Origin of the sequence: Microbulbifer sp. MLAF003, assembly GCF_030012965.1 — a bacterium.
Taxonomy (GTDB): domain Bacteria; phylum Pseudomonadota; class Gammaproteobacteria; order Pseudomonadales; family Cellvibrionaceae; genus Microbulbifer; species Microbulbifer variabilis.
Genome location: NZ_CP120232.1, coordinates 1,390,724 through 1,410,952 on the forward strand (window position 1 = coordinate 1,390,724; position 20,229 = coordinate 1,410,952).

Genomic DNA, 20,229 nt, shown 5'->3' on the forward strand with positions numbered 1-20,229 from the left:
CTTGTTTATTCCTGGCCGGCGATTGATGCAATGTGAAGCTATCAATTGCTTTGCTTTTCGCCGGCAAACTTCACCTGGACATTACCAGTTCTGGGGCAAAATCGTATGTGAAGGGAATGGATACCTGGAAGTGCGCGGAGTAGCCGCTGCGGTCAACGGATTAATATTTTGCGAACTCTCTTTATCTCCCTGCTTATCGGTTTTGCATTGCTGCCTCTGCAGCAGGCAATAGCTATCCCTTTTTTCTCCAAATTACCTAGCTTTTCATTGTATGTACAAGGTGATTCCCAGCTGCAAGAAAAATTGAGTAAAGAGCTCAATGAACTTCGCAAGAACAGCAGCGCCCTTGAGAGCTATGAAGACCCACAGGATGTAGTCCACTACGAACGCGGCAACCTCGCAAAATTGCTGCGTTCGGAGGGGTACTATGACGCTACTGTACGAGAGTCTGTACTGAGCAATGAAATTGTTTACCAGGTTGTACCAGGCCCACAGTACCTGATCAAAAGTCTGGATATTGAAATGCCTGTAGAACTGCGTGCGGGCTTTCCCGGCTTGCCTATCTCAGTTGGCGACCCGCTTCAGGCCGATGAGGTACTCGAAGGCGTGCAGAAGATAACCACGTACCTCAACAATAATGCCTGTCTGCTCAATGTCGATGTTACCTACCAAGCTACAGTGATCCACCAGGAGGCCGCTGCTCGCCTGGTGTACCGTGTAGCGCCGAGCCCGGAGGTAATGGTGGGCGATGTACAAATTCTCGGCGCTACATCAATTGAAGTAGACTACTTGCGCAGCAAGTTGAATATTAGTCCTGGAGACTGTTTCAGCCGCAGCAAATTGGATGCAGCCCAGTTGCGATTATTGCGCACGAATTTAATTTCCAATGTGACTCATCAGGTATCGGAACCCTATAACGGCTTGGTGGATGTCATATTTATTGTGCAAGAACGAAACCACCGTACAGTTACATTGGGGGTGGGATACACCTCTGATGAGGGCCCCGGTGTGTCCGCCAGTTGGGAGCATCGCAATATTTTTCATCGCGGTGAAAAGTTGGAAGTTGAAAGCAAGGTAAACAAAGTCAAGCAGACTATAGAGAGCAAACTGACCATACCGCGCTTCTTTAGGGACAAGCAGCGCTTTACCGCGAGCGTGGCCCTTACCGGTGAAGATGTAGATTCTTATCGCTCCAAAGCATTGACTCTCAAGGGGCTGGTGTCGCGAAAATTGAGCAAGCACCGCACTATTAGCGCGGGGGCTGAACTCAAATTCAGCCGTGTGGATGAAAAAGTGGATGGTGCTGTGGAGGATGGGGACCCGGATGAGAACTACCATCTGCTGGCATTTCCCCTTGGTTTTAAACTGAATACTACAGATAAACCACTGGATGCTCGTCGTGGGGCTACCACCGCATTGGAAATTAAGCCCTATCTGGACTTAAACAAAAACAGTACGTCCTTTGTAAAAAATATCCTGCAACTGACTGCTTATAAAACGGCAGAGTCTATGCGCTACGAACCGACACTGGCCTTGCGTATTAAAGCGGGGGCTATTACCGGTGCGGCCAACCTGGAACTTCCTGCGGATGAGCGCTTTTATGCGGGGGGCGGCGGTTCGGTGCGTGGATATGGCTACCAGGAGTTGGGGCCGCGTATTGTTGAAATTAATGAGGACGGCGAGGAAACCCTGTCCGACTCAATAGGTGGACGCGGTCTCAGTGAGATTTCTATTGAGGGGCGCTTTCGTTTTACGGATACCTGGGGTGGGGTCTTATTCCTTGATGGCGGGAATGCCTACGAAGATCCGAGCCCTAACTTTTCAGACCTTTTTTGGGGCACAGGTTTTGGTGTGCGCTATATCACCTCTTTTGCCCCCATTCGTTTCGATCTCGCCTTTCCCCTGGATCGCCGCGATGGTGTGGATGATCGTTACCAGGTCTATATCAGCCTGGGGCAGGCTTTCTGATGGCCAGGTTGAACGCATTTGCAATAGGTTTGGCCCGGGCGCTGGGTGCTCTCCTGCGAGGACTGTGGCGATCCTTTGGTGCTGGGGGATCGCTTCTAACCGGCCTGTGCTTACTGATTGTACTTTCATTGATTTATTTCTTGGGTACTGAACAGGGGCGGGTCAGTCTTACTCGTACAGCTTTTTATGGGGCGGAGCAGGTGATAGACGGCCTCTCTATTGAGGCGGAGGGAATTGGCAGTGAGCGCCTCGGCGCATGGTTTTTTGAGCGTCTTCGGGTAGATTTTGAGAGCAATACCCTGGCGGAGGGTTATCAACTGGAATTGGAGCTGCAAAGTTTTTCCAGTAATCCTGTCAATATTGATCGAGTTGTAGTCAAGGACTTTCTATTTAATATTGATGTACTCGATGAACTACTGAAATCCCTGGCTCGAGCGGAAGAGAAAACCGCTCAGGATTTACAGGAAGAGGCTGGTAATAGAGAAGCCACCACTTGGGAAACCTTAGTACCTAGGTTCCGCCTTGGGGAGCTACGGCTTGAGCGATTGCAATTGATCAGCAGCAAGATAACCGATATCCCTGCGATCTCTGTGTATGGCAACAGCCTCTACCGGTGGGAGGGGCAGCCCACCCAATTACAGCTGGAAATTCGCGAATTAAGTGGTGGTGATTTGCAGTTTATTGCCGATGGGCGCGAGCGTCAGCCCGGGCGATTTGTTTTGGATTTCTCTGCCAGTGAAAAAGCACAGGGATTTGTTGGGCGGCAGTTGCATTTACCTCAGGGGCAGGGGCTGGATGCGCGAGGAAAAATTTCCCTACGCCGTCGCGATAAACAGATACAGGTTGATATTGAGTCTCTTTCCACACCTTTTTCCCAGCACAAACTGGCGCTGACAGGCAGTTTGCTTTTTGATTTGTTTCCCTGGCGGGTGCATACAGATGGCATCTGGCTACAAGTGGATGGTAAACGCAGCACCTTGTCTGGCAATATTAGCGCTGACAATATCAGCGCAGAGCTTCATCTCAATCGCTTACCTATTACACTTTCCCGCCCTTGGCAAAATGTCTTGCACAGCGGTTGGTTCAGTGCTGGCTTAACAGTTTCCGGCACATTACCGCTGCCCGATATTTCTGGCCAGGTAAAACTGAACAGTAGTTATCGGGAACAGCCCCTGGAGCTGATAGGCGAGGTAAATACCATACAGGGAATGATTCACCTGGAGTCCCTGCGGCTGGAATTTGCTGGGGCACAGATGCGTACCGCGGGCAGTATAGATACTGAAAATAAAACCCTGGATATGAGTGCGGCCGTGCAGGAGCTGGGAGTTGAGGAGATTCGCCGCCTTCTATTTTCCCTCCCGCAAACAGAGCAGCTGAAAATCCCTGATGACTTTTCCGGTACTCTGCACCAATTACAGCTAACCGCACAGGGACCTTGGGATAACCCGGATTTGCAGGGAGATTTGAGTGCTGTATCGGTTTACCGAAATTTACAGAATGAGTTGACAGCCCGAGTCAATGGAAACTTGAAGGGGCTAACCATTACGGATTTTTCCCTGGTGGGGGACAAGTTAAATATCCTTGGCGGTGGCACTGTAGATATTGAGTCTGAAGCACTGAACTTGCAGCTGCAGGTAGATATTCGCAATCTCAACCCAAGTGAAGATCTCGGTCTCGCTTCAGCTAAGGGTGTTAGCTTGGGCCTGCAGGGGCAGGTTGGTGTGGAAGGTCCCTGGTCCAATCCGCGCCTGAATACTAGCCTGGAATCCGATGGCCTGGTTCACGAATACCGATACAACCTGAAGGGTGATGCCAGCGGCGACCTCGAAAAGATTAATCTGCAAGGGTTGCGTGTGGAGTTATATGCCAACGGATCCATAGACCATTTCGACATGGGGCAATTCCGCGGCCCCCAGTCACCGACCACTATCCCGAGTATGCAAAAAGGGGCGAGTCAGCCCGAGCAAAATGCGAGCCGTCTCACCGAACTTGCAAAGGAAGCCCAGCGCCTGGGGCGCGAGGGAATTGCACTGATTGAAGCTGAGGGAGCACTTGAGCCAAAGCTGGGTCGGCTTGAGCTGGGGGTGAGTGCGCGCAACCTGCCGCTACCCCTGTTCGAGGTGTTAGGGTTGCCGCTACCCAAGACCCTGGAAGGCGAGCTTAGCCTGGATGGCGAGATCAAGGGAGCACTTACCAACCCTGAAGTACGCGCCAGTGTGCTGGCCCAGGGTGGCTATCGCCATGAACCCTGGCAGTTGCAGGGAGTGCTTGATTATGCGGATAAGAGTCTGGTTGTGGACGGGCTGGAATTTCTGTGGGCGGGGCGCAACCAGTTGTGGGCCCACGGTAGTCTCAACGAGCAGCGGCTGGATCTGCAGCTGCAGGGCAGGGCCTCACTGGAAGATCTCTCACGAGAGTTACCGTTTAATACACCTGAGCAGGGTGATGTCGTTTTGTACTCAAGTATTACTGGCAGTCCACGTCAGCCACAGCTTGAAGGGGAATTGCGAATCAGTGGTTATACGCCCGGCCGTGAGCAAGGGCGTGTGCAGGTGCAGCCTCTCTCAACAGTGCTTGAATGGCATACCGAAGGTGGGGAATTGCAGGTATCTCTCGTGGCTGAGCACGATGGTCGCCGTGCAATAGATAGCAGTGCCAAGTTATTGATTTCTCCCATTTTTGAACGGTTGTTTTCTGATAGCTCAGCGGGGTCTGTGAGCGATATTCCTCTACAGCTGGTGAGCAGTGGTTCCGCAGATCTGTCTGTCGTTGCTGAATTTATTGACCCCAGGATACATGTAATGCGCGGTTTGCTGAGTTTCTCAGCGGATGGTGTCGGCACTTTGGGTGAGCCTCACCTTGTTGGTGGGATAGAACTGAGTGGAGCAAGCTATGAGCACCGCCCAAGCCACACCCGTATTACCAATATTGATTTTTATACACGCTTGATCCCGGGAGAGTGGCTTGTCGAAAGAGGCAGTGCCACAGTTGTTGATGGCGGTACGATTAGTTTGGGAGGGGCCGTGTTTTTTCCCGAGCAGGCACCGCCTCAGATGAGCTTAAGCTTAAATCTGAATAGGGCACACTTACTGAATACTCCGGGAGTACGCGGTGCAATCTCTGGAGAAGCTACCCTGTCGGGTTCGACTGAGGATGCGCAAATCACCGGTCGTTTTACCCTGCGACCATTGGCAGTACAGATTGAGCAGTGGATTGGCAGCACGGTTCCGGAAATTCAAGTAGTGGAGGTCCAGGTGGATGGCCCACAGGTGGAGCGTGCACCGCTGTTGCTTAGCAAGATCAGTTTGGGAGTCGAGGTGATTCTGGATCAGCAGTCCTATGTGCGCGGACTTGGACTTAACTCGCAGTTGCGCGGTCAAGTGGATATTCACGGAACTGCGGCCAAACCGGAAGCCTCAGGTGAGCTGACTATCGTGCGCGGCAGTTTTGACCTGCTAGGTAAGAAGTTTAATCTTCAGGAGGGAGAGATTCGCTTCGAAAATAATGAAGTGGCAGTGTTTGTCGAGGGTGTTTATAGCTATCGCGATGGTGAAATCACAGCAAATATTTCAGGCTCTGCAACTGACCTGGATATTACTTTCAGCTCAGATCCTTCAGCCTCTCAGGATGAAATTTTAGCGCAATTACTATTTGGCAAGTCTCTATCAGATATTTCACCGCTACAAGCCGTACGTCTGGTGAGCGTGGTGCGTAGCCTACAAACCGGTCGTGCCGTGCTCGACCCGGTAGCAAAAACCCGTGAATTGCTGCGTCTCGATACACTTAATATTGAACAGGAGGAAGGAGATGAGGGCGAAGAATATGCCCTTAGTTTGGGTAAATATATTACCAATCGGATTTATGTAGAGTTGCAACGCAGCACCGATCCGCTGAGCCCCTGGCAGGCGGAAATGCAAATAGAATTGCGTGAAAACCTAAACTTGGAGTTCAAAACCGCAGATGATGGAGATAGTGGTTCTGGCAGTGTAGAGTTGCAGTGGAAAAAGGATTATTAGTTTATAGCCGCCTGCAACCTATATTTCATTTTTTCTCAGACCTCAAAAATATCTCAACTGGATCGCAGAACGATCCAGTTTTGTACCAGCTTCTGGCTACTGATCCTCAGCTAATCTATACGTATGAATAGATTACCGAGTTGCTCTCTTTTTTCTTTTTTAGGTACTTCTTACACGGATAATACAATGTGCCGATAAGTACAATCCAGAATAAGTAGGTTCGCGCCAGGTTTGGCTCATAGCCTTCTGGCCATACTTTAGTGCCATTGAAGAAGTTGGTTGCAACTCCAAATTCCAGATATGTCCAAAGGTGAGCGGCTAAATTGATAATCGGTACATGTAAGAGATAGAAAAAGAGTGATGCCTGGCCGAACATAAGAAATATATTTAATACCTTGTTTTTTCTGTTTTCTACTAATGCCATTGTTAATAATACTATACACATAGTCATTACTATATAGTTAAATGACATTGGATATTTGGAAGTATTGATAAAGCCGAGAATACCTTCATCAGGATTCCAGACATGGGGGTCCCCAAAGCCAATAAACCTTGAACTAAAGAATAGAATCGCTAGTACTGCTGCTGCCATTAGGAGAAAGTGTACCCTTTTTTTGCCTCCAGTTCATATAGAGTGCCAGATGCATACCCTAGGTACATAAGGGCAAATAGAGGGATGATATTGTAGGCGGCGAAAATTCCGGTATCAAACTCAAATAGCCTGAATCCGCTGCGAACATGAGCCAGGATCCATATCCACTCGTAACTTCCCAGTAGTTGGCGTATGTAATTATCGTTTATATAGCCATGCAATCCAACTAAGGCCAGGCAGGCTATAAGGGTCAACTTATTGGGGAGGTAAATCAGGCCTGCTAGTAGTATCATTGATAGTCCCAGCGCCCATATAACCTGAACAAAGGCATAGTTGTAATCAAACTGCCAGGAAAAATTAACTAATGTAAGCTCCAGGAGGATTAGTACCAGGCCCCTTACCAGCAAAAACTGAGAGAGTTCCTGCTTGGAGTTTAACTTTTTACCATGTAAATAGGCACTTAGCCCGGTTAAAAAAATAAAACCAGGGGCGCAAATATGTGTGATCCAGCGGGTAAGAAATAGCATCACAGAGGTTTGGGATAGGTCGAGGGGGTCAAACTGAATGGCTGTCCAGAAATCTCGAGTGTGATCGAGCGCCATAACAACGACTAAAATACCTCTGGTAATGTCTATTGCTGGGTATCGCAAGTGGTTATCTCCAAGTTCGATTATTATTAAAATATTCGATTTTTCTTTGTAGGGGACTGGTGACTACTATTTGCAATTATGATTTTATATTAAGGACTGCTGTCATGTTGAGATATTTGTTTCCTTCAACAGTATCACATCTTGATATCTTTCCGACGCCCATTCATGGCATAAATCTGATAAATACTGGGCTAGTTCCCCCTCGGTAATCTCAAATGGTATAATTATCCCTGCAGGTCTTCGCTTTCCTTCAGGACCTTGGAAGAATGCCAGCCAGCCGTCATTATGCCTTTCAATTATAACTTCTCGACCAAAAATACTGTAACTATAAACTTTCATTGTAAAAATTCTACTTTCTATTTTTTTCGATGTTAATTGCCCAAATTGGTACAGGCTCTTTTGGCTATGTTTCTGAGGCCACGCTTAACTAGAGGCTCTCTAGATTTTCTGGGACTCTTGCCCAATGAGGAACTCCAGATGTGAAAACCTTATTGGATGGGTTAAATATATCTGGGTTGTCTAAAGTGCCTGCTCCAACACTAATCAGGCCGAACTCTGTCTCACCCCAAAGATTTGAGCCACAGTTTTTGCAGAAATGTTGTTTTACGGTCCGCCCTTCACTTGATACCTTTTTGTAGATTTTTGGAATACCTAGTGAGCATAAGAAATCTGAACTCCTAACCATAAATCCTGGCCAGGCATCTGATCCGGTTATCATTCTACAATCACTACAGAAGCAAAAAAGCTGTAATACAGGTTCCCCCTTGATTTTGTAACGTACATTGCGACAAAAACATCCACCTTCTTGTAAGTAGCTCATTTATTTTTCCTTTATTTCGTATGAGAGTTTGATTGGCACAGCGTGCAACTTGATCGTATATTGGGGGGAGCTGCTAATATTACATTTAAACCTGTGAGTGAGTAAATTTTGAGTCGCATTTTTCTTTTTCTAATAAATTGTTTGTGTATAAGTCTTGGTTTTTTTTGAATTTATTTTTAAGTCGATACGTTGGTACCTTCGTTTAGAGTTGTCTGAATAAATTTCTGGGTGTTTGGTTGGATGCCAGTGCGCTGGTGATGATGAGGAGGTGCCAAATTCGGAGGGTGTGGTGTGGATGGTCACTAGGATGATGACAGATAACTTTTTTCGCTCCATGGCTACCGTTTGCTGCGATCATTTCTCTCCTTTTATTGGCCGCCTAGTACTAGTAGGTGTGTCTAAGTCACTTCATATAATTACAAGTTGTGATCTGGTAAGATCTCCCAGGTATCAGTGTCATAATAAAGAAGAGGTGATTGTAAAAACTTGGAAGAGGGTGAGAGAGAATAGGTAGATGATTCATTGATGGGTTGAAGCTGACTGTTTCCGTATTTTTGAATCTCTCGGTCATAGATTGATTGCTGATGACAAAAACTATACTCTCAATAATATCCAAAAGATTCGTAGTTCCATAACCCTAATAAGATCAGTGATGATAAATCTGGGAGGATATTACCCTGATTGTCATTCTGGTAGATTCCTTGCTCAGGATTAAAAGAAGATATGCTCGAACAGTTCTCTATAAATATTTCCTCTTGGGCTATTGTGCTCATTCTGGCTATAGTTTTCCTGCTGCCAAAAGCCATTGTTATCGTTAAGCCAAAGCAGTACCATTTTGTGCTATTTCTTGGCAAATACTGGAAGACCGCTACTCCTGGATTCAACTTGATTATTCCCTACCTCTCATGGGTGGATAAAAAGGCATCCACAGCTCTGCACGAGACGCCGGTGGATCTTAACCTGAAGACCAGCAATCATGTTACCTTCGGTTTAGTACTTAAAGTACAGCACCAGGTATCGTCCGATGTGAAGCTTGCATATAAAGCGTTGTATGATCTGGAGAATTACCAATCTCAGCTGAAGTCTTTTGCCACTGATGCTGCAATTCCGGTAGCGAATGGCATTGAACTTGAAGATGTGTACAACAAAAAAGAACAGATAGCTGATAAAGCCAAAGAGCGCTTACGTGATTTTTTTCACGACTTTGGCGTTGAGATAGTCGATGTGCTTTCGGATGAGCCGCGTCTGCCCAAGTCTGTCGAAGTCCAGGCTAACAAGGTAATGGAAATGCAGCGGGAGAAGCAGGCGGCTACCTATGAAGCCGAAGCAATCCGTGAGCGAGAAGTGGGCAAGGCCAAAGCCGACGGTGAATCGGTTAAGATTCGTATGGAGAAAATGGGTGAAGCGCGTCGAGTTTATGCCGAGAGTGCCGCTGAAGCAGTCAAAGTGTTAACTAATGCCGGCACCAGTGCCGATGAGGCTTTACGATTTATGACTGCTATCGCCGACAATGATGCACTGGTGAGCGCCGCTCGCCACGGCAGTACTGTGGTTATGGCCACTGGCCAGTCGCAACAGGTGCCTGTTGCTCTGCCGATGCCGGAGAAACCTGCCGCCAAAGCTAAGTTTCGAACTTTAGAAGAAGTGCAACCCGTCTAAAAATAGTACTTTTACAGTGTGGGACAGGCTGGGGCTTTCGGCCTGTCTTGCAGCTCCCTTGGTCAGTGATGCATCGCTAATTATTATGTAATTTGTCTTAGTTTCTGTTTAGACCCACTTTGCATCAATTCCTTTGGCTTTGAATTCCTCCAGAATTTCCGGATTTTCTTCATTGTAAAAAAGGATAAGCTTTTTCAGGTTAGGTAGGAGATTCGTATCTGCAGTTGAGCGTATGTCAAAATCGTCTGTTGTTCCGCACCAAAATGGAATGATTTGAGTCCAGATAGGGTAACTGCCTTCCTGACGAAGTTCTGTGATATCTGTGAGCCACTCTTTCTTTATTTCTATTCTTCGAAAATAATCTTGCACTTCATGGATCGGGTCATAACCTTCTTCCTCTATATCTATTGTTCTCCCTAGATGATTGGCAGCAAACTCGAAAACATTAAATTCTGGTTGGATGACTTTATGGAAATACATCAGTTTTTCCAAAACTAGAAGCCTAAAGTTCTCGTCAGTAAATTCTGCGTATTCACTCACTATGATTTTTCCCTATAAATAATACAGATATGGATCTATTCTCGGTACTTTCTGAAGCACTGGGCTGGAGCACTGGGTAGTAGATTTTCCATCCTTGTTAGTCGTAAATAATCTCTTCTCTCTTTTTTAATACTGGAAGAAATTAGCTTCACATTAACAGGAAAAAGTGTGTATAAGTAGTCGTTGCGGAAGTTTTGACTATAAGTAAGTAAATACTCTAAATATTTACATGTTCAGTTTCTATTGTGCTTCTAGGTGGCTTTCTAGGGGTTTATAAGCCTGGAGTCACTGCACTTTTTCCACTAAGAAGAAAGGCGGGATCCAGCCGGTAGAACCGGCTTAGTTCTGCGTAAAGTTCAGGGTGTAACGCCCTCATGGCGATGGGAACCGTGTAGAAGCTTTCAGTTGCTACCGCAAAAAATTCGGCTGGAGATTGAGCGCCGTATAAATCCAGCACAGAGGGGGTATCTCCCGGGATTTGGCCATACTCGGCTCTTTGCTGGAGGCGATGAAACTCCCGGCTCATTACCTCGGCCCAGTTGGCCCCTTCGTCTACTTTTTCAAATAGAGGGCGACCATCAAAGAAACCATCTTCCTCATCTACCTTGTGGGCGAATTCATGCAGAGCAACATTGTGTCCTCGTTGAGGAAATTGCAAGTCTTCTTCCAGGTCTCCCCAGGAAAGTACAACTGGTCCTCGGTAGTGGGCCTCGCCTTCCCGAGCACTGCGCTTGGCTGTTTCTATAAAGCCTTCCCTGCGGGTCTCGTGAGCGACATAGGTATCCGGATAAAGCAGTAAACTGTACAAGTTAGGGTAGCATTCATTCTTACGCCCTAGCAGCAGCAGGCAGGCATGAGCGGCGATTGCAACTCTCATTTGCTCGGTAACCTGCAGGCCATCACAACCGACAAATTCCTTATCGTGTAGAAAGAGTGCAATATTACCACGCAGTTCTTGTTGCTGGTCGGCATTTAGGTAGCGATATAGGGGGAGCATCTCACGAACCAGCTGCAATTGTTCCGGAGTGAGTGCTTGTGAGCGACGGTGTCTGATACGCCAGCGGCGATAGAAGTGGGGCACAAACCAAACTGCTAGGGCGAGCAGGATAACAATGATAAAAGCACTCATAGATTTATTGCTGACCGTTTGGTGGAGATATTCTCGCCAATTTCAAAAGCTTCACAACGAGTGCCTTGATGGTAAATCATTTGCCATTGATCATTATTGAGTACCCAAATAGAGGAACGCTTGCAGAAGTCTGAATAGTTACCCTGTTGATGGCGGTGAGCGCTGCGATAAAGTAGCAGTCGTACAGATTCAGAGAGTGCTGTACAGTGGTAATCCTGGCTGTGGATTTCCCCCTCGCTACTTTCTTTGGATTGCATCAGTGTAATTATCGAGTTGAGGTCAAAACTGCTCCCAGACTTCCCTACCTCATAAAAAGCTGGGTTTAATAGCTTCTCCACTATTGTCCGATTTCTACGGATTCCTGCACAGTGTAAGGCGGTTTCGTACTCAATCAACAGCTCTATATCGGACATCATTCCGCAGTTCCCTTTCTGGATTTAACCTCGTGGATTTTCTTGCAATTATTGGGTATCCCAACTCATACACTTTGCAAGTTTGACCTTACAGTCTGCCTGAGAAATAGACCTTTGGTTAAGATTCAGGTGATTTCTATCTGTTTTTCGGTTTCTGTTTCAATAATTTCAGAATTGGGGAGTTAGGCGCTTCTTTCAAGCCTCTTGGTTATTAAAGTTTTACCATTTAGTTGATTGCAGCGACTTGAAAAATGGCCTTAAGGTGCCAACACTTATGACGTCAGGGTGATTTTTCTATCACTGTGGAGATATTTATGCGTATGCGTTCCCTAATTGCTGCCCCCATATTGATATTCGGTGTCCTGCTCCAAGCGGTAGCCCAGTCGGGCGGTACGCCTCTGAAAGTGGCGATTGCCGGCGATGCTCCGCCTTATGTGATCAATAATGCTACCAGTGGCCTGGAAATAGATATTGTGCGGGAGGCACTTCCGGGATACTCCTTGGAATTTGTCCAGATGGGGTTTGCGGAAACCGCTCCGGCTCTGGAGCAGGGCAAAGTACAGGCGGCGGTCAATGTGATGAAAAAAGACGATGATCTTTTTTATTCCAACAATATGATCAGCTTTGCCAATTACGCCATTACCAAAGCCAGCGATAAAATGAAGATTGACAGCATTGCGGACCTTGCTGGTAAGAAGGTAATTACCTGGCAAGGTGCTCCAATGGATTTGGGGCCTGAGTTTAAAAATATGTATGGTCCGAACGGAACGCAACGTCAGAATATTATTCAGGCGCCAACTGCCCCCGACCTGGTTGCACAGTTTTGGAAAATGAAAGATGTGGTGGCGGTTGTGGATATGGAGCTGTTTAAGTTTTTCAGTAATAAAATGGGGCACAAAATGGATCAGGTCAACCTTTTCCAGATTTTTCCCCTAATGACAGATTTCCGTGTGGGGTTCCGAGATCAAAAGGTACGAGATGATTTTAATCGTGGATTGGCAGAGTTGTGTCGTACTAGCCGCTACAAGGAGTTATTGAAAAAGTACGATGTGGTGCAGAAGCAGGATATCTGTAAGTAATTGACAGGCCAAATTACTTTTTACTGGTAATATATACATGAAGGGCCGGGATCATCCCGGTCTTTTTTAGGTTAATACTACTTTTTATCTTGTTATGAAAATAGTTTCAAATTTTCTCATTTGTTTATCCGTTTGTGGCTGTTAGTTTTAAATTATGTCTACTTTGCTGGAATAAAAAGCGATATGCCCTTTAAGGAAACGGCATTCATCATACGGATCTTTATATTGCCAAGCAGCATCGCTAATGTTGTTACTATCAACCTGAATTGACCAGTAGCTGGCTTGGCCTTTAAATGGGCAGTAGCTGGTAGTTTTGCTTTCTATTAGCATTTTCTGTTTTACGTCGTCAAATGGAATATAAAAGACTTCAGGTAGGCCGGATTCTTTTACAGAGAGTGCTTTATCTGTCGATGCTATTGTTACCCCCTGAGAGTGTATTTGCACCTTTCTATTTAGTGGTGAAATCTCTACTTTGTGGTAGGGGTTCTCTTTAAATCCTGGTGCGGGATTGGTCATTTTCTGTAGCTCTCCTATTAACCCTGACATCAATCTTTAAATTGACTCTTTTATAGCGCACTTTTTATGGGCGAGTGGATTGTCAGTACGGGTCAAAGCAGACAAGTAGCGAGATTGTGGTCAACCCGAACTCTTACCCTGAACATTATTGTTAACTAAGACTCCTCACTACATAATTGATTAACTTTTTCCCTGATCCAAATATGTGCAGGGCTATAGTGGGTACGTTCATGCCAGGCCATTATTTTGCTGAATCCTGGAATATCAAATGGCAGTTCAGCTGTTGCAAGACCATCAATGCCGATTATGAGTTTCCTTGGAACTACTGCACATAGTTCACAGTTTTTCAGGACTTCTATCAAAGATAAAAAATTGGGGACAGAGATCGAAACGTGTCGGTGTCTGCCCAGGGAATCCAGAACAGTGTCGGTAACTCCGTGGAAAGCGTTGCCGGAAAAGGAAACTATTCCATGTTTCATGCTACAGAAATTACCTACAGTCAGTTTTTTGCCGGCCATTGGGTGACCGTCTGCCATAATGCAGATATAGCTTTCCTCGAATAGTGTTTTTGCCCGTAGCTCCTTATGCGCGGCATCGGGCGTAGTGATTGCCAAGTCCAGCTGACCCCGCTCCATTAGGGCAAACAGTTGCACATCATTTATTGGCTGGATTGAGATTTGAATACCTGGAGCTTCTTCCTGTAGGGCGTAGATTAGTGGTGTGACGACTGCCTTTAGTGCGTAGTCGGTGGCCGCAATGGAAAACGCCATGGTGCTCCCTTTTGGGTCAAAAGTTGTAGGCGCCAGGATGCTCTCTATTTCACTTAGAATTTTCTTAACCGGATCTGCCAGTTCCAGTGCCCGAGGGGTGGGGTTGATGCCATGTTGCGAACGAGTAAAGAGAGGGTCATTGAGGCTGTTGCGCAATCTGGTGAGCATGCCGCTAACGGCTGGCTGGGTAACGGATAACCGCTCAGCCACGCGGGATACATTGCGTTCGTCCATCAGAGTATCAAAGGCCCTGAGTAGGTTTAGGTCGATGTTTCTGATATTTGCCATTGCTATTTGCAGCTACAGGTCTCTACGTTAATGGGTGGTCTCATTATAAATTCTGTGACTTTATACGATAGCTTCGTGCTGGGTTTTTAGTGCTAGGCACTGAACTCAATAGGAAAGGTTGGGGAGGCGAGCGCTTACTTGGGCTTGGATGCAGCATCAGAGAAAAGAAAAAGGGCTTATATCTTGCGATATAAGCCCTCTTGTATGGCGCGCTCGGGAGGATTCGAACCTCCGACCGCCTGGTTCGTAGCCAGGTACTCTATCCAGCTGAGCTACGAGCGCGTTGTGGTTGCGAACTATAGTCAGTTGATCCTGTTAAGTCAACTAATTTTTAAGGGAAACTCTTTAAAAATCCGCAGCTTACCGAACTTCTTCGCTCTCTAGGAAGTGACTTCGAAGATCGATAGGGCGCGCATTCTGCCGCGTGGTTAGGGAGTTTGCAAGCCCTATTTTAAAAATAGTTGCTCCGACGCCTGTAAGTAACAATCTTTGGACTTGCGGGGGAGGGTACTTACATCCGCCTTTGCTGGCGGGGAACTATACTTAGTGCTCCAGACTATGGTGGTTGCTTCAGTTTAGGAAGTTGTCCGTCCCAGATTTAGTGAGATCCTATGGCAATGGCAGACGACCAGGATAAAGGGCAAAAGCTGCCGCCAGAGGACCCGCAATCCCCTCTCTCAAGTAAACCCCTCCAACAGAGTCCTCTAAGTTGGTTGCAGTACTTGGTCCTGATCTTTCTGGTCATTATGACCTTTCAATATTGCTCCAATGGTCGCTTCGGTAGTCCTAAGGAGCCCCTTGCTTACAGTGAATTTAAGAAGTCAGTCAGTGAGGGCAAGGTTGCGACTGTGGTTTTTGAGGGCGAACGAATTATTGGAACTTTCAAAGAACCCACTAACAAGGCAAAGCTTGAACAAGGCAGGAAGGGGGAGCCTCGCGAGCCCCAGCGTTTTATTACTACCATACCCTCGGTACAGGACCCTGAATTACTTCCGTTATTGGAAAAGCAGAAAGTTGAAATCCAGGCGGAGTCGTCCCAGGGAGGTATTTTACAACGCTTGCTTATTCTTCTTCTTCCCTGGATCTTAATAATTGGCCTACTTATCTGGTTAGGGCGTCGTATGCAGGAGCGTATGAGTGGCGCTGCACCTGGAAGTCCTTTCGGCTTTGCACGCTCTCCGGCTAAACGCTATGAACGCAGTGAGTCCCAAGTGACCTTTGACGATGTGGCGGGTCTAAGTAATGCCAAGAAAGATCTACAGGAAATAGCCGGTTACCTCAAAGACCCGGAGCATTATCGCAAGCTTGGGGCGAAGATTCCCAAAGGCATACTCCTGATGGGTCCTCCAGGCACAGGTAAGACATTAATGGCCAAAGCCTTGGCGGGGGAAAGTGAGGCTCCATTTTTCAGTATCAGCGGTTCAGAATTTATCGAGATGTTTGTTGGTGTCGGCGCATCGCGGGTGAGGGATATGTTTGCCGATGCAAAGAAGGAGGCACCCGCGATTATCTTTATTGATGAGATTGACTCTGTCGGGCGCGCACGGGGGACCGGTCTTGGCGGTGGGCACGATGAGCGCGAACAAACCCTTAATCAGATACTGGGAGAAATGGATGGCTTCGATCCCCAGGAAGCGGTAGTTGTGGTCGCAGCCACCAACCGGCCAGACGTGTTGGATGCCGCGCTCCTGCGCCCAGGGCGATTCGACCGCAAGATTACCCTGGACTTGCCGGATAAAGTGGCTCGGGAGGAGATACTGCAAATTCACTCGCGGGAAGTTCCCCTTGATAAAGATGTTGATTTGGAGCACCTGGCTGCACTGACTGCGGGCTTTGCCGGAGCAGACCTGGAAAACCTAATCAATGAGGCCGCCCTATTGGCTGGCAGGGAAAATAAGTCAACGGTGGACATGGATTGTCTGTTACGTGCCAGGGATAAAGTAGTGCTCGGTGGCGAGCGGGAAATGGTGATGGGAGAAAATGATAAGAGAACAGTTGCCTACCATGAAGCCGGTCATGCACTGGTAGCTAGCCTGCTACCCAATGCTGATCCCCTGGAAAAGGCCACCATCATCCCCCGCGGGCATAGTCTTGGGGCAACGGAACAAATTCCTGCTGAGGAGCACCACAATATGCGAACCAGTTACCTGAAGGATCGCATCGGCGTAATGCTGGGGGGAGGCTGGCTGAGCGTGTGGTTTTTGGTGAGGTCAGCACTGGAGCAGAATCGGACTTGAAGCAGGCTACGCGCCTGGCCCGCCATATGGTTACTCACTGGGGAATGAGTGACAAATTGGGGCCGGTGGCCTTTCGCCGTGGAGAAGAACATATATTCCTGGGCAAGGAGATGGCCCAGCAAAAGGATTTTAGTGAGCATACTTCAGAAATTATCGATGATGAAATTATTGCTCTAGTGAGTGGCATAGAACGAGAGGTCGAGCAACTTTTGAGGAAACATCGCAGGCAATTGGACGCACTTGCGGAGGCTCTATTGGAAAATGAAACTCTGGATGGGAACGAAATGCACAAGATCATTGCGCAAGTGGACGATGCAGGTTCATCAACACACTAATTATCCAAAAAAATCTTTATAAAATTTACAAAAGTACAACCGGACTTAGTGGTCAGTACTTAACATCCTTTGGCAAATCAAGATAAGTCTCGATGAATTTTGGGTATTAGTTAAATATCTACAAGTACCAGTTTTTAACTTTTCTCTATTTAAGGTAAGTAAATTAAATATATGACTAATTAGTCTGTCCAATTGGTTTTAATCCGCTGCGGCAATGGATATTGTTTTCTGTGCATATTGCGAGCTGTTTTATTTTGGCATTTTCAATGGATGTCAGATTATTACTATTTTTATTAATAGAGGGTCGATCGAGGGTGCGATTTATAAAAGACTGCTAGAAGCCCAAGACAGAATTTTTTGCACTCAAACAGTGCGTTTTGCAATTTTTATATCCGTTACTTTTTTATTTTTCTGTTGAAAGCGAACTTTCCAGACTTATTGAGTTATTTTTGTCGTTATCCACGATAAATAGACTTCCACCCAGGGGTATGAGCCTGTAACCTGTCTGCGTCACAGAAATCATGCAAATTCTGTGTCTCTTTATCAGCACGGTCTTAGATCGGAGCTCCGTTAAAGTCGGAATCTCTTAAGAGAGTAGAGCGGCGGGGCCAGGTAGTACCGATTGCGATAAGTCCGTTGTTGTAGATAAAAAAATAAAACAATGGAGAGAAAACATGGGAAGTCCGTCAAGACTCAAGCAGCATACTGCTCTGCTTTCCGCCTGTTCAGTAGCAACTCTTTGGTTAGCCAGTGGTGCAATCCCTAGTTTTGCCGCTGAGGGTTCGGTTAGTACTCTTATGGAAGAGGTGCAAGTCACCGCACGTAAACGCGCCGATGCGGAGATATTGCAGGAGGTTCCGGTAGCGGCGACTGCCTACTCCGGCGACCAGCTGGAGGCCTTGCATACTAAAGATCTGCAAAGCCTTTCATTCAAAATGCCCAATGTTCAACTGGAGGATGTGGGCACCGTCAAAAATACCGCGAACTTTACTGTGCGTGGGCTTGGAATTAACAGCTCCATTCCCTCTATTGACCCCACTGTTGGGGTTTTTGTTGATGGAATGTACCTGGGGGTTAATGCGGGTGTTGTTACTGACCTGTTTGACCTGGAAGGTATTGAGGTTTTACGAGGCCCGCAGGGGTTGTTATTTGGTCGTAATGTCACCGGTGGTGCTGTGGTAATAAAGACCGCACGCCCAACAGAAGAATTTTCTTCCCGAGTCAAGGTTTCGGTTACAGATAACCTGGATACAGTAACTGCAGGTTCCATCAATGGAGCTATCGCGGACTCGGTCAATGGTCGCCTGACTGTTTACTACAATGATGACCGGGGCTGGTTCGAGAATGTGGCAACAGGCAATGATAATGCCGGAGCGTCCGACAGTTGGTTTATTCGTCCAAGCTTTAGTATCCAGTTGGACGAGACCGCGGAGTTACTGGTGCGCATGGAGCACGGCCGCATGGATTCCGATGGCGTGGTGGCGCAAAACCGCGGCTACGAATCGACCATGGTTCAGACTTTGGAGGGGCCGCAGTTCGCACCAAGTGCGCCCATATTTGCTGCAGCATTTGGCGTGGATGATTGGGATAACGGCAAAGATTCATTTGAAGTAGCTCAGGATGAAGAGGGCTACCAGAAAGATGAGTGGAGCCAGATAATTACCGAGTTCAATAAAGATGTGGCCTTTGGCGATGGCACCATCACCAATATACTCGCCTGGCGTGAGTACGAGGCCCGTGGTATTGGCGATATTGATTCACTACCGGTTACTCTTTTCCATGCAGATTCCAGTGTGGACCAGAGCCAGCTTAGTAATGAGCTTCGCTATGCTGGGCGTTTTGGTCGCACGGCCCTGACCACCGGAGTGTACTGGTTCAGTCAGGATATAACTTATCTTGAAAACAGGCTGTTAGAGTTTGGGCAAACTAGTATAACGGGGGAGGAGAGCAGGATCACAGTACCTATGGCATCTTTGCACAGGCAGATATTGATCTGAATGAAGCCTGGGTACTGACCTTGGGCGGACGCTATTCGAGCGAAGAAAAAGATGCAAAAATTGCCTCAATTCCATTGAATTTCTGCACTCTGGATGGTTGTGCGGCCTATGACTTTGAGGACAGCCAGAGCTGGAATGCCTTTACGCCAAAGGTTGGACTGCAGTGGACTGTATCTGAAGATACCCAGCTGTATACGTTCTGGACCAAGGGCTTCCGCAGTGGTGGTTACAACTTCCGCAACGCAGGTATTAATCCGAGTACCGGTAGGCCCTATACCCCTCAGGTAACTGATCAGGAAGAGCAAAGTAGCTTTGAGATTGGTGCCAAGGTAGATTGGCTGGATGGACGTTTGCGGACCAATATGGCGGTTTTCCATAACACCATTGATGATATGCAGAGGGAGGAAAACCTGCCTGATCCATTCACTGGTGTTGCACAGATAATCCGTAACACCGCCGATGCCACTATTCGGGGAGCTGAGTTGGAGGCCATGGCGGTTCTAACTGAGAACCTGCTGTTTACTTTTAATGTCGGCTACGTGGATGGTGACTACGACAAAGTACTGGGAGATCTCAATGGGGATGGTGTTGTAGATGGCACTGACCTTGGTCTTGAGATTCCTCGCCTAGCTCCATGGACATATGGTGTCGGATTTGTCCATGATCTGCAGTTAGGCGCCTATGGTAGTTTGACCTCCCGCATTAATTTTAATCATCGGGATGCGGCGCCTTATACCGATGATAATCGCGGAATGTTGTCCGAAGTCGATATGCTGGACTTCAGTATTGGCTATACACCGGATAGTGGCAGTTTCACTGTCTCCATGTTTGGTAAGAATATGCTGGATGAAGTGACAGAGGGTAACAATACTCAGCTGCCGCCTATTATGGGAGGGGTTGGTGCGAGCTTTACTCCGCTCAATAAAGGGCGTGTTATGGGGCTGGAGCTTCTCTACGAGTTCTAAGTTGCCATAGTTTATTGACCCTTACTCTCAGTTAGGTAAATCGTTTTCGCCGAAATGGTGAATAGCGGCCAGGCAGTCTTTTGGGGAGTTCTAGAAACTTCTTGGGAGATTTCCTGGCCGCTTCTGGTTTGCAGCTTATAGACTGTTTTACTCCCTGATTAAAGAAGCAGGACTTTTGGGCTGGTGCCTTGATAGATTCTCATACTGCCCCATTTTAAAAAAGTTGAGACAGCCTTAGGGCAATTTTAAGAATAA

General features: G+C 47.1%; 15 protein-coding genes, 1 tRNA gene and 1 pseudogene. 7 read left to right on the plus strand and 10 right to left on the minus strand.

Annotated elements, in window-relative coordinates; all coding sequences use genetic code 11:
• Positions 1 to 168: 168 nt before the first annotated feature.
• Together P3339_RS06750 and P3339_RS06755 are read left to right on the plus strand one after the other, a co-directional pair.
• The gene (locus P3339_RS06750; RefSeq protein WP_282952811.1) at positions 169 to 1,968 is read left to right on the plus strand and encodes an autotransporter assembly complex protein TamA; all 1,800 of its coding nucleotides are present in this window, start codon (positions 169 to 171) and stop codon (positions 1,966 to 1,968) included.
• Positions 1,968 to 5,984 carry a translocation/assembly module TamB domain-containing protein gene (locus P3339_RS06755; RefSeq protein WP_282952812.1) on the plus strand — a complete coding sequence of 1,339 codons (4,017 nt, stop codon included), beginning with the start codon at positions 1,968 to 1,970 and terminating at the stop codon, positions 5,982 to 5,984. Before P3339_RS06750 ends, P3339_RS06755 begins: the two co-directional genes overlap by 1 nt.
• A 115-nt stretch (positions 5,985 to 6,099) precedes the next feature.
• Here the strand turns inward: P3339_RS06755 and P3339_RS06760 are convergent, their stop codons facing one another.
• The 4 genes from P3339_RS06760 to P3339_RS06775 all read right to left on the minus strand — a co-directional run bounded on the left by P3339_RS06760 (position 6,100) and on the right by P3339_RS06775 (position 8,046).
• Entirely contained in the window at positions 6,100 to 6,576 is a 477-nt protein-coding gene (locus P3339_RS06760) for a hypothetical protein (RefSeq protein ID WP_282952813.1), read from the minus strand.
• Positions 6,576 to 7,226 (minus strand): acetyltransferase domain-containing protein, encoded by a 651-nt coding sequence (locus tag P3339_RS06765; protein WP_282952814.1) that lies wholly within the window; start codon positions 7,224 to 7,226, stop codon positions 6,576 to 6,578. Before P3339_RS06765 ends, P3339_RS06760 begins: the two co-directional genes overlap by 1 nt.
• 102 nt (positions 7,227 to 7,328) lie before the next feature.
• Positions 7,329 to 7,565 carry a DUF7661 family protein gene (locus P3339_RS06770; protein WP_020413571.1) on the minus strand — a complete coding sequence of 79 codons (237 nt, stop codon included), beginning with the start codon at positions 7,563 to 7,565 and terminating at the stop codon, positions 7,329 to 7,331.
• 88 nt (positions 7,566 to 7,653) lie between these two features.
• Positions 7,654 to 8,046: a GFA family protein gene (locus P3339_RS06775; RefSeq protein ID WP_083922733.1), complete on the minus strand. Its 393-nt coding sequence runs from the start codon at positions 8,044 to 8,046 to the stop codon at positions 7,654 to 7,656.
• Positions 8,047 to 8,769: 723 nt separating this feature from the next.
• On the opposite strand from P3339_RS06775, the gene P3339_RS06780 reads away from it, so the two are divergent.
• Positions 8,770 to 9,705, plus strand: a complete 936-nt coding sequence (locus P3339_RS06780) for an SPFH domain-containing protein (protein WP_020413570.1) — start codon at positions 8,770 to 8,772, stop codon at positions 9,703 to 9,705.
• A gap of 108 nt (positions 9,706 to 9,813) precedes the next feature.
• Here P3339_RS06780 and P3339_RS06785 read toward each other — a convergent pair whose 3' ends face one another.
• From P3339_RS06785 to P3339_RS06795, 3 genes are all read right to left on the minus strand, one after another.
• Complete coding sequence (locus P3339_RS06785) at positions 9,814 to 10,245, minus strand: DUF6892 domain-containing protein (RefSeq protein WP_282952815.1); 432 nt, start codon at positions 10,243 to 10,245, stop codon at positions 9,814 to 9,816.
• A 271-nt stretch (positions 10,246 to 10,516) separates the two neighbouring features.
• Positions 10,517 to 11,374 (minus strand): M90 family metallopeptidase, encoded by an 858-nt coding sequence (locus P3339_RS06790; protein WP_282952816.1) that lies wholly within the window; start codon positions 11,372 to 11,374, stop codon positions 10,517 to 10,519.
• The gene (locus tag P3339_RS06795; protein WP_282952817.1) at positions 11,371 to 11,790 is read right to left on the minus strand and encodes a nuclear transport factor 2 family protein; all 420 of its coding nucleotides are present in this window, start codon (positions 11,788 to 11,790) and stop codon (positions 11,371 to 11,373) included. The genes P3339_RS06790 and P3339_RS06795 overlap by 4 nt, the downstream gene beginning before the upstream one ends.
• Positions 11,791 to 12,101: 311 nt before the next feature.
• Between P3339_RS06795 and P3339_RS06800 the strand changes: the two genes are divergently transcribed.
• Positions 12,102 to 12,866, plus strand: coding sequence for a substrate-binding periplasmic protein (locus tag P3339_RS06800; protein WP_282952818.1), 765 nt, complete (start codon positions 12,102 to 12,104; stop codon positions 12,864 to 12,866).
• A 147-nt stretch (positions 12,867 to 13,013) separates the two neighbouring features.
• On the opposite strand, the gene P3339_RS06805 is transcribed toward P3339_RS06800, so the two are convergent.
• From P3339_RS06805 to P3339_RS06815, 3 genes are all read right to left on the minus strand, one after another.
• The gene (locus P3339_RS06805) at positions 13,014 to 13,382 is read right to left on the minus strand and encodes a DUF427 domain-containing protein (protein ID WP_020413565.1); all 369 of its coding nucleotides are present in this window, start codon (positions 13,380 to 13,382) and stop codon (positions 13,014 to 13,016) included.
• 155 nt (positions 13,383 to 13,537) lie between these two features.
• A complete protein-coding gene (locus P3339_RS06810) occupies positions 13,538 to 14,440 on the minus strand; it encodes a LysR family transcriptional regulator (RefSeq protein WP_282952819.1) in 903 nt (300 codons plus the stop codon).
• A gap of 205 nt (positions 14,441 to 14,645) precedes the next feature.
• Positions 14,646 to 14,722 (minus strand) — tRNA-Arg (locus tag P3339_RS06815).
• Between the two features lie 464 nt (positions 14,723 to 15,186).
• Here P3339_RS06815 and ftsH point away from each other — a divergent pair.
• The 3 genes and pseudogenes from ftsH (at position 15,187) to P3339_RS06830 (ending at position 19,974) form a co-directional block, all read left to right on the plus strand.
• Positions 15,187 to 17,012 (plus strand): annotated as a pseudogene (gene ftsH / locus P3339_RS06820) (ATP-dependent zinc metalloprotease FtsH).
• Between the two features lie 674 nt (positions 17,013 to 17,686).
• Complete coding sequence (locus P3339_RS06825) at positions 17,687 to 19,009, plus strand: TonB-dependent receptor plug domain-containing protein (protein WP_282952820.1); 1,323 nt, start codon at positions 17,687 to 17,689, stop codon at positions 19,007 to 19,009.
• A complete protein-coding gene (locus P3339_RS06830; protein ID WP_282953560.1) occupies positions 19,006 to 19,974 on the plus strand; it encodes a TonB-dependent receptor in 969 nt (322 codons plus the stop codon). The genes P3339_RS06825 and P3339_RS06830 overlap by 4 nt, the downstream gene beginning before the upstream one ends.
• Positions 19,975 to 20,229 lie beyond the last annotated feature (255 nt).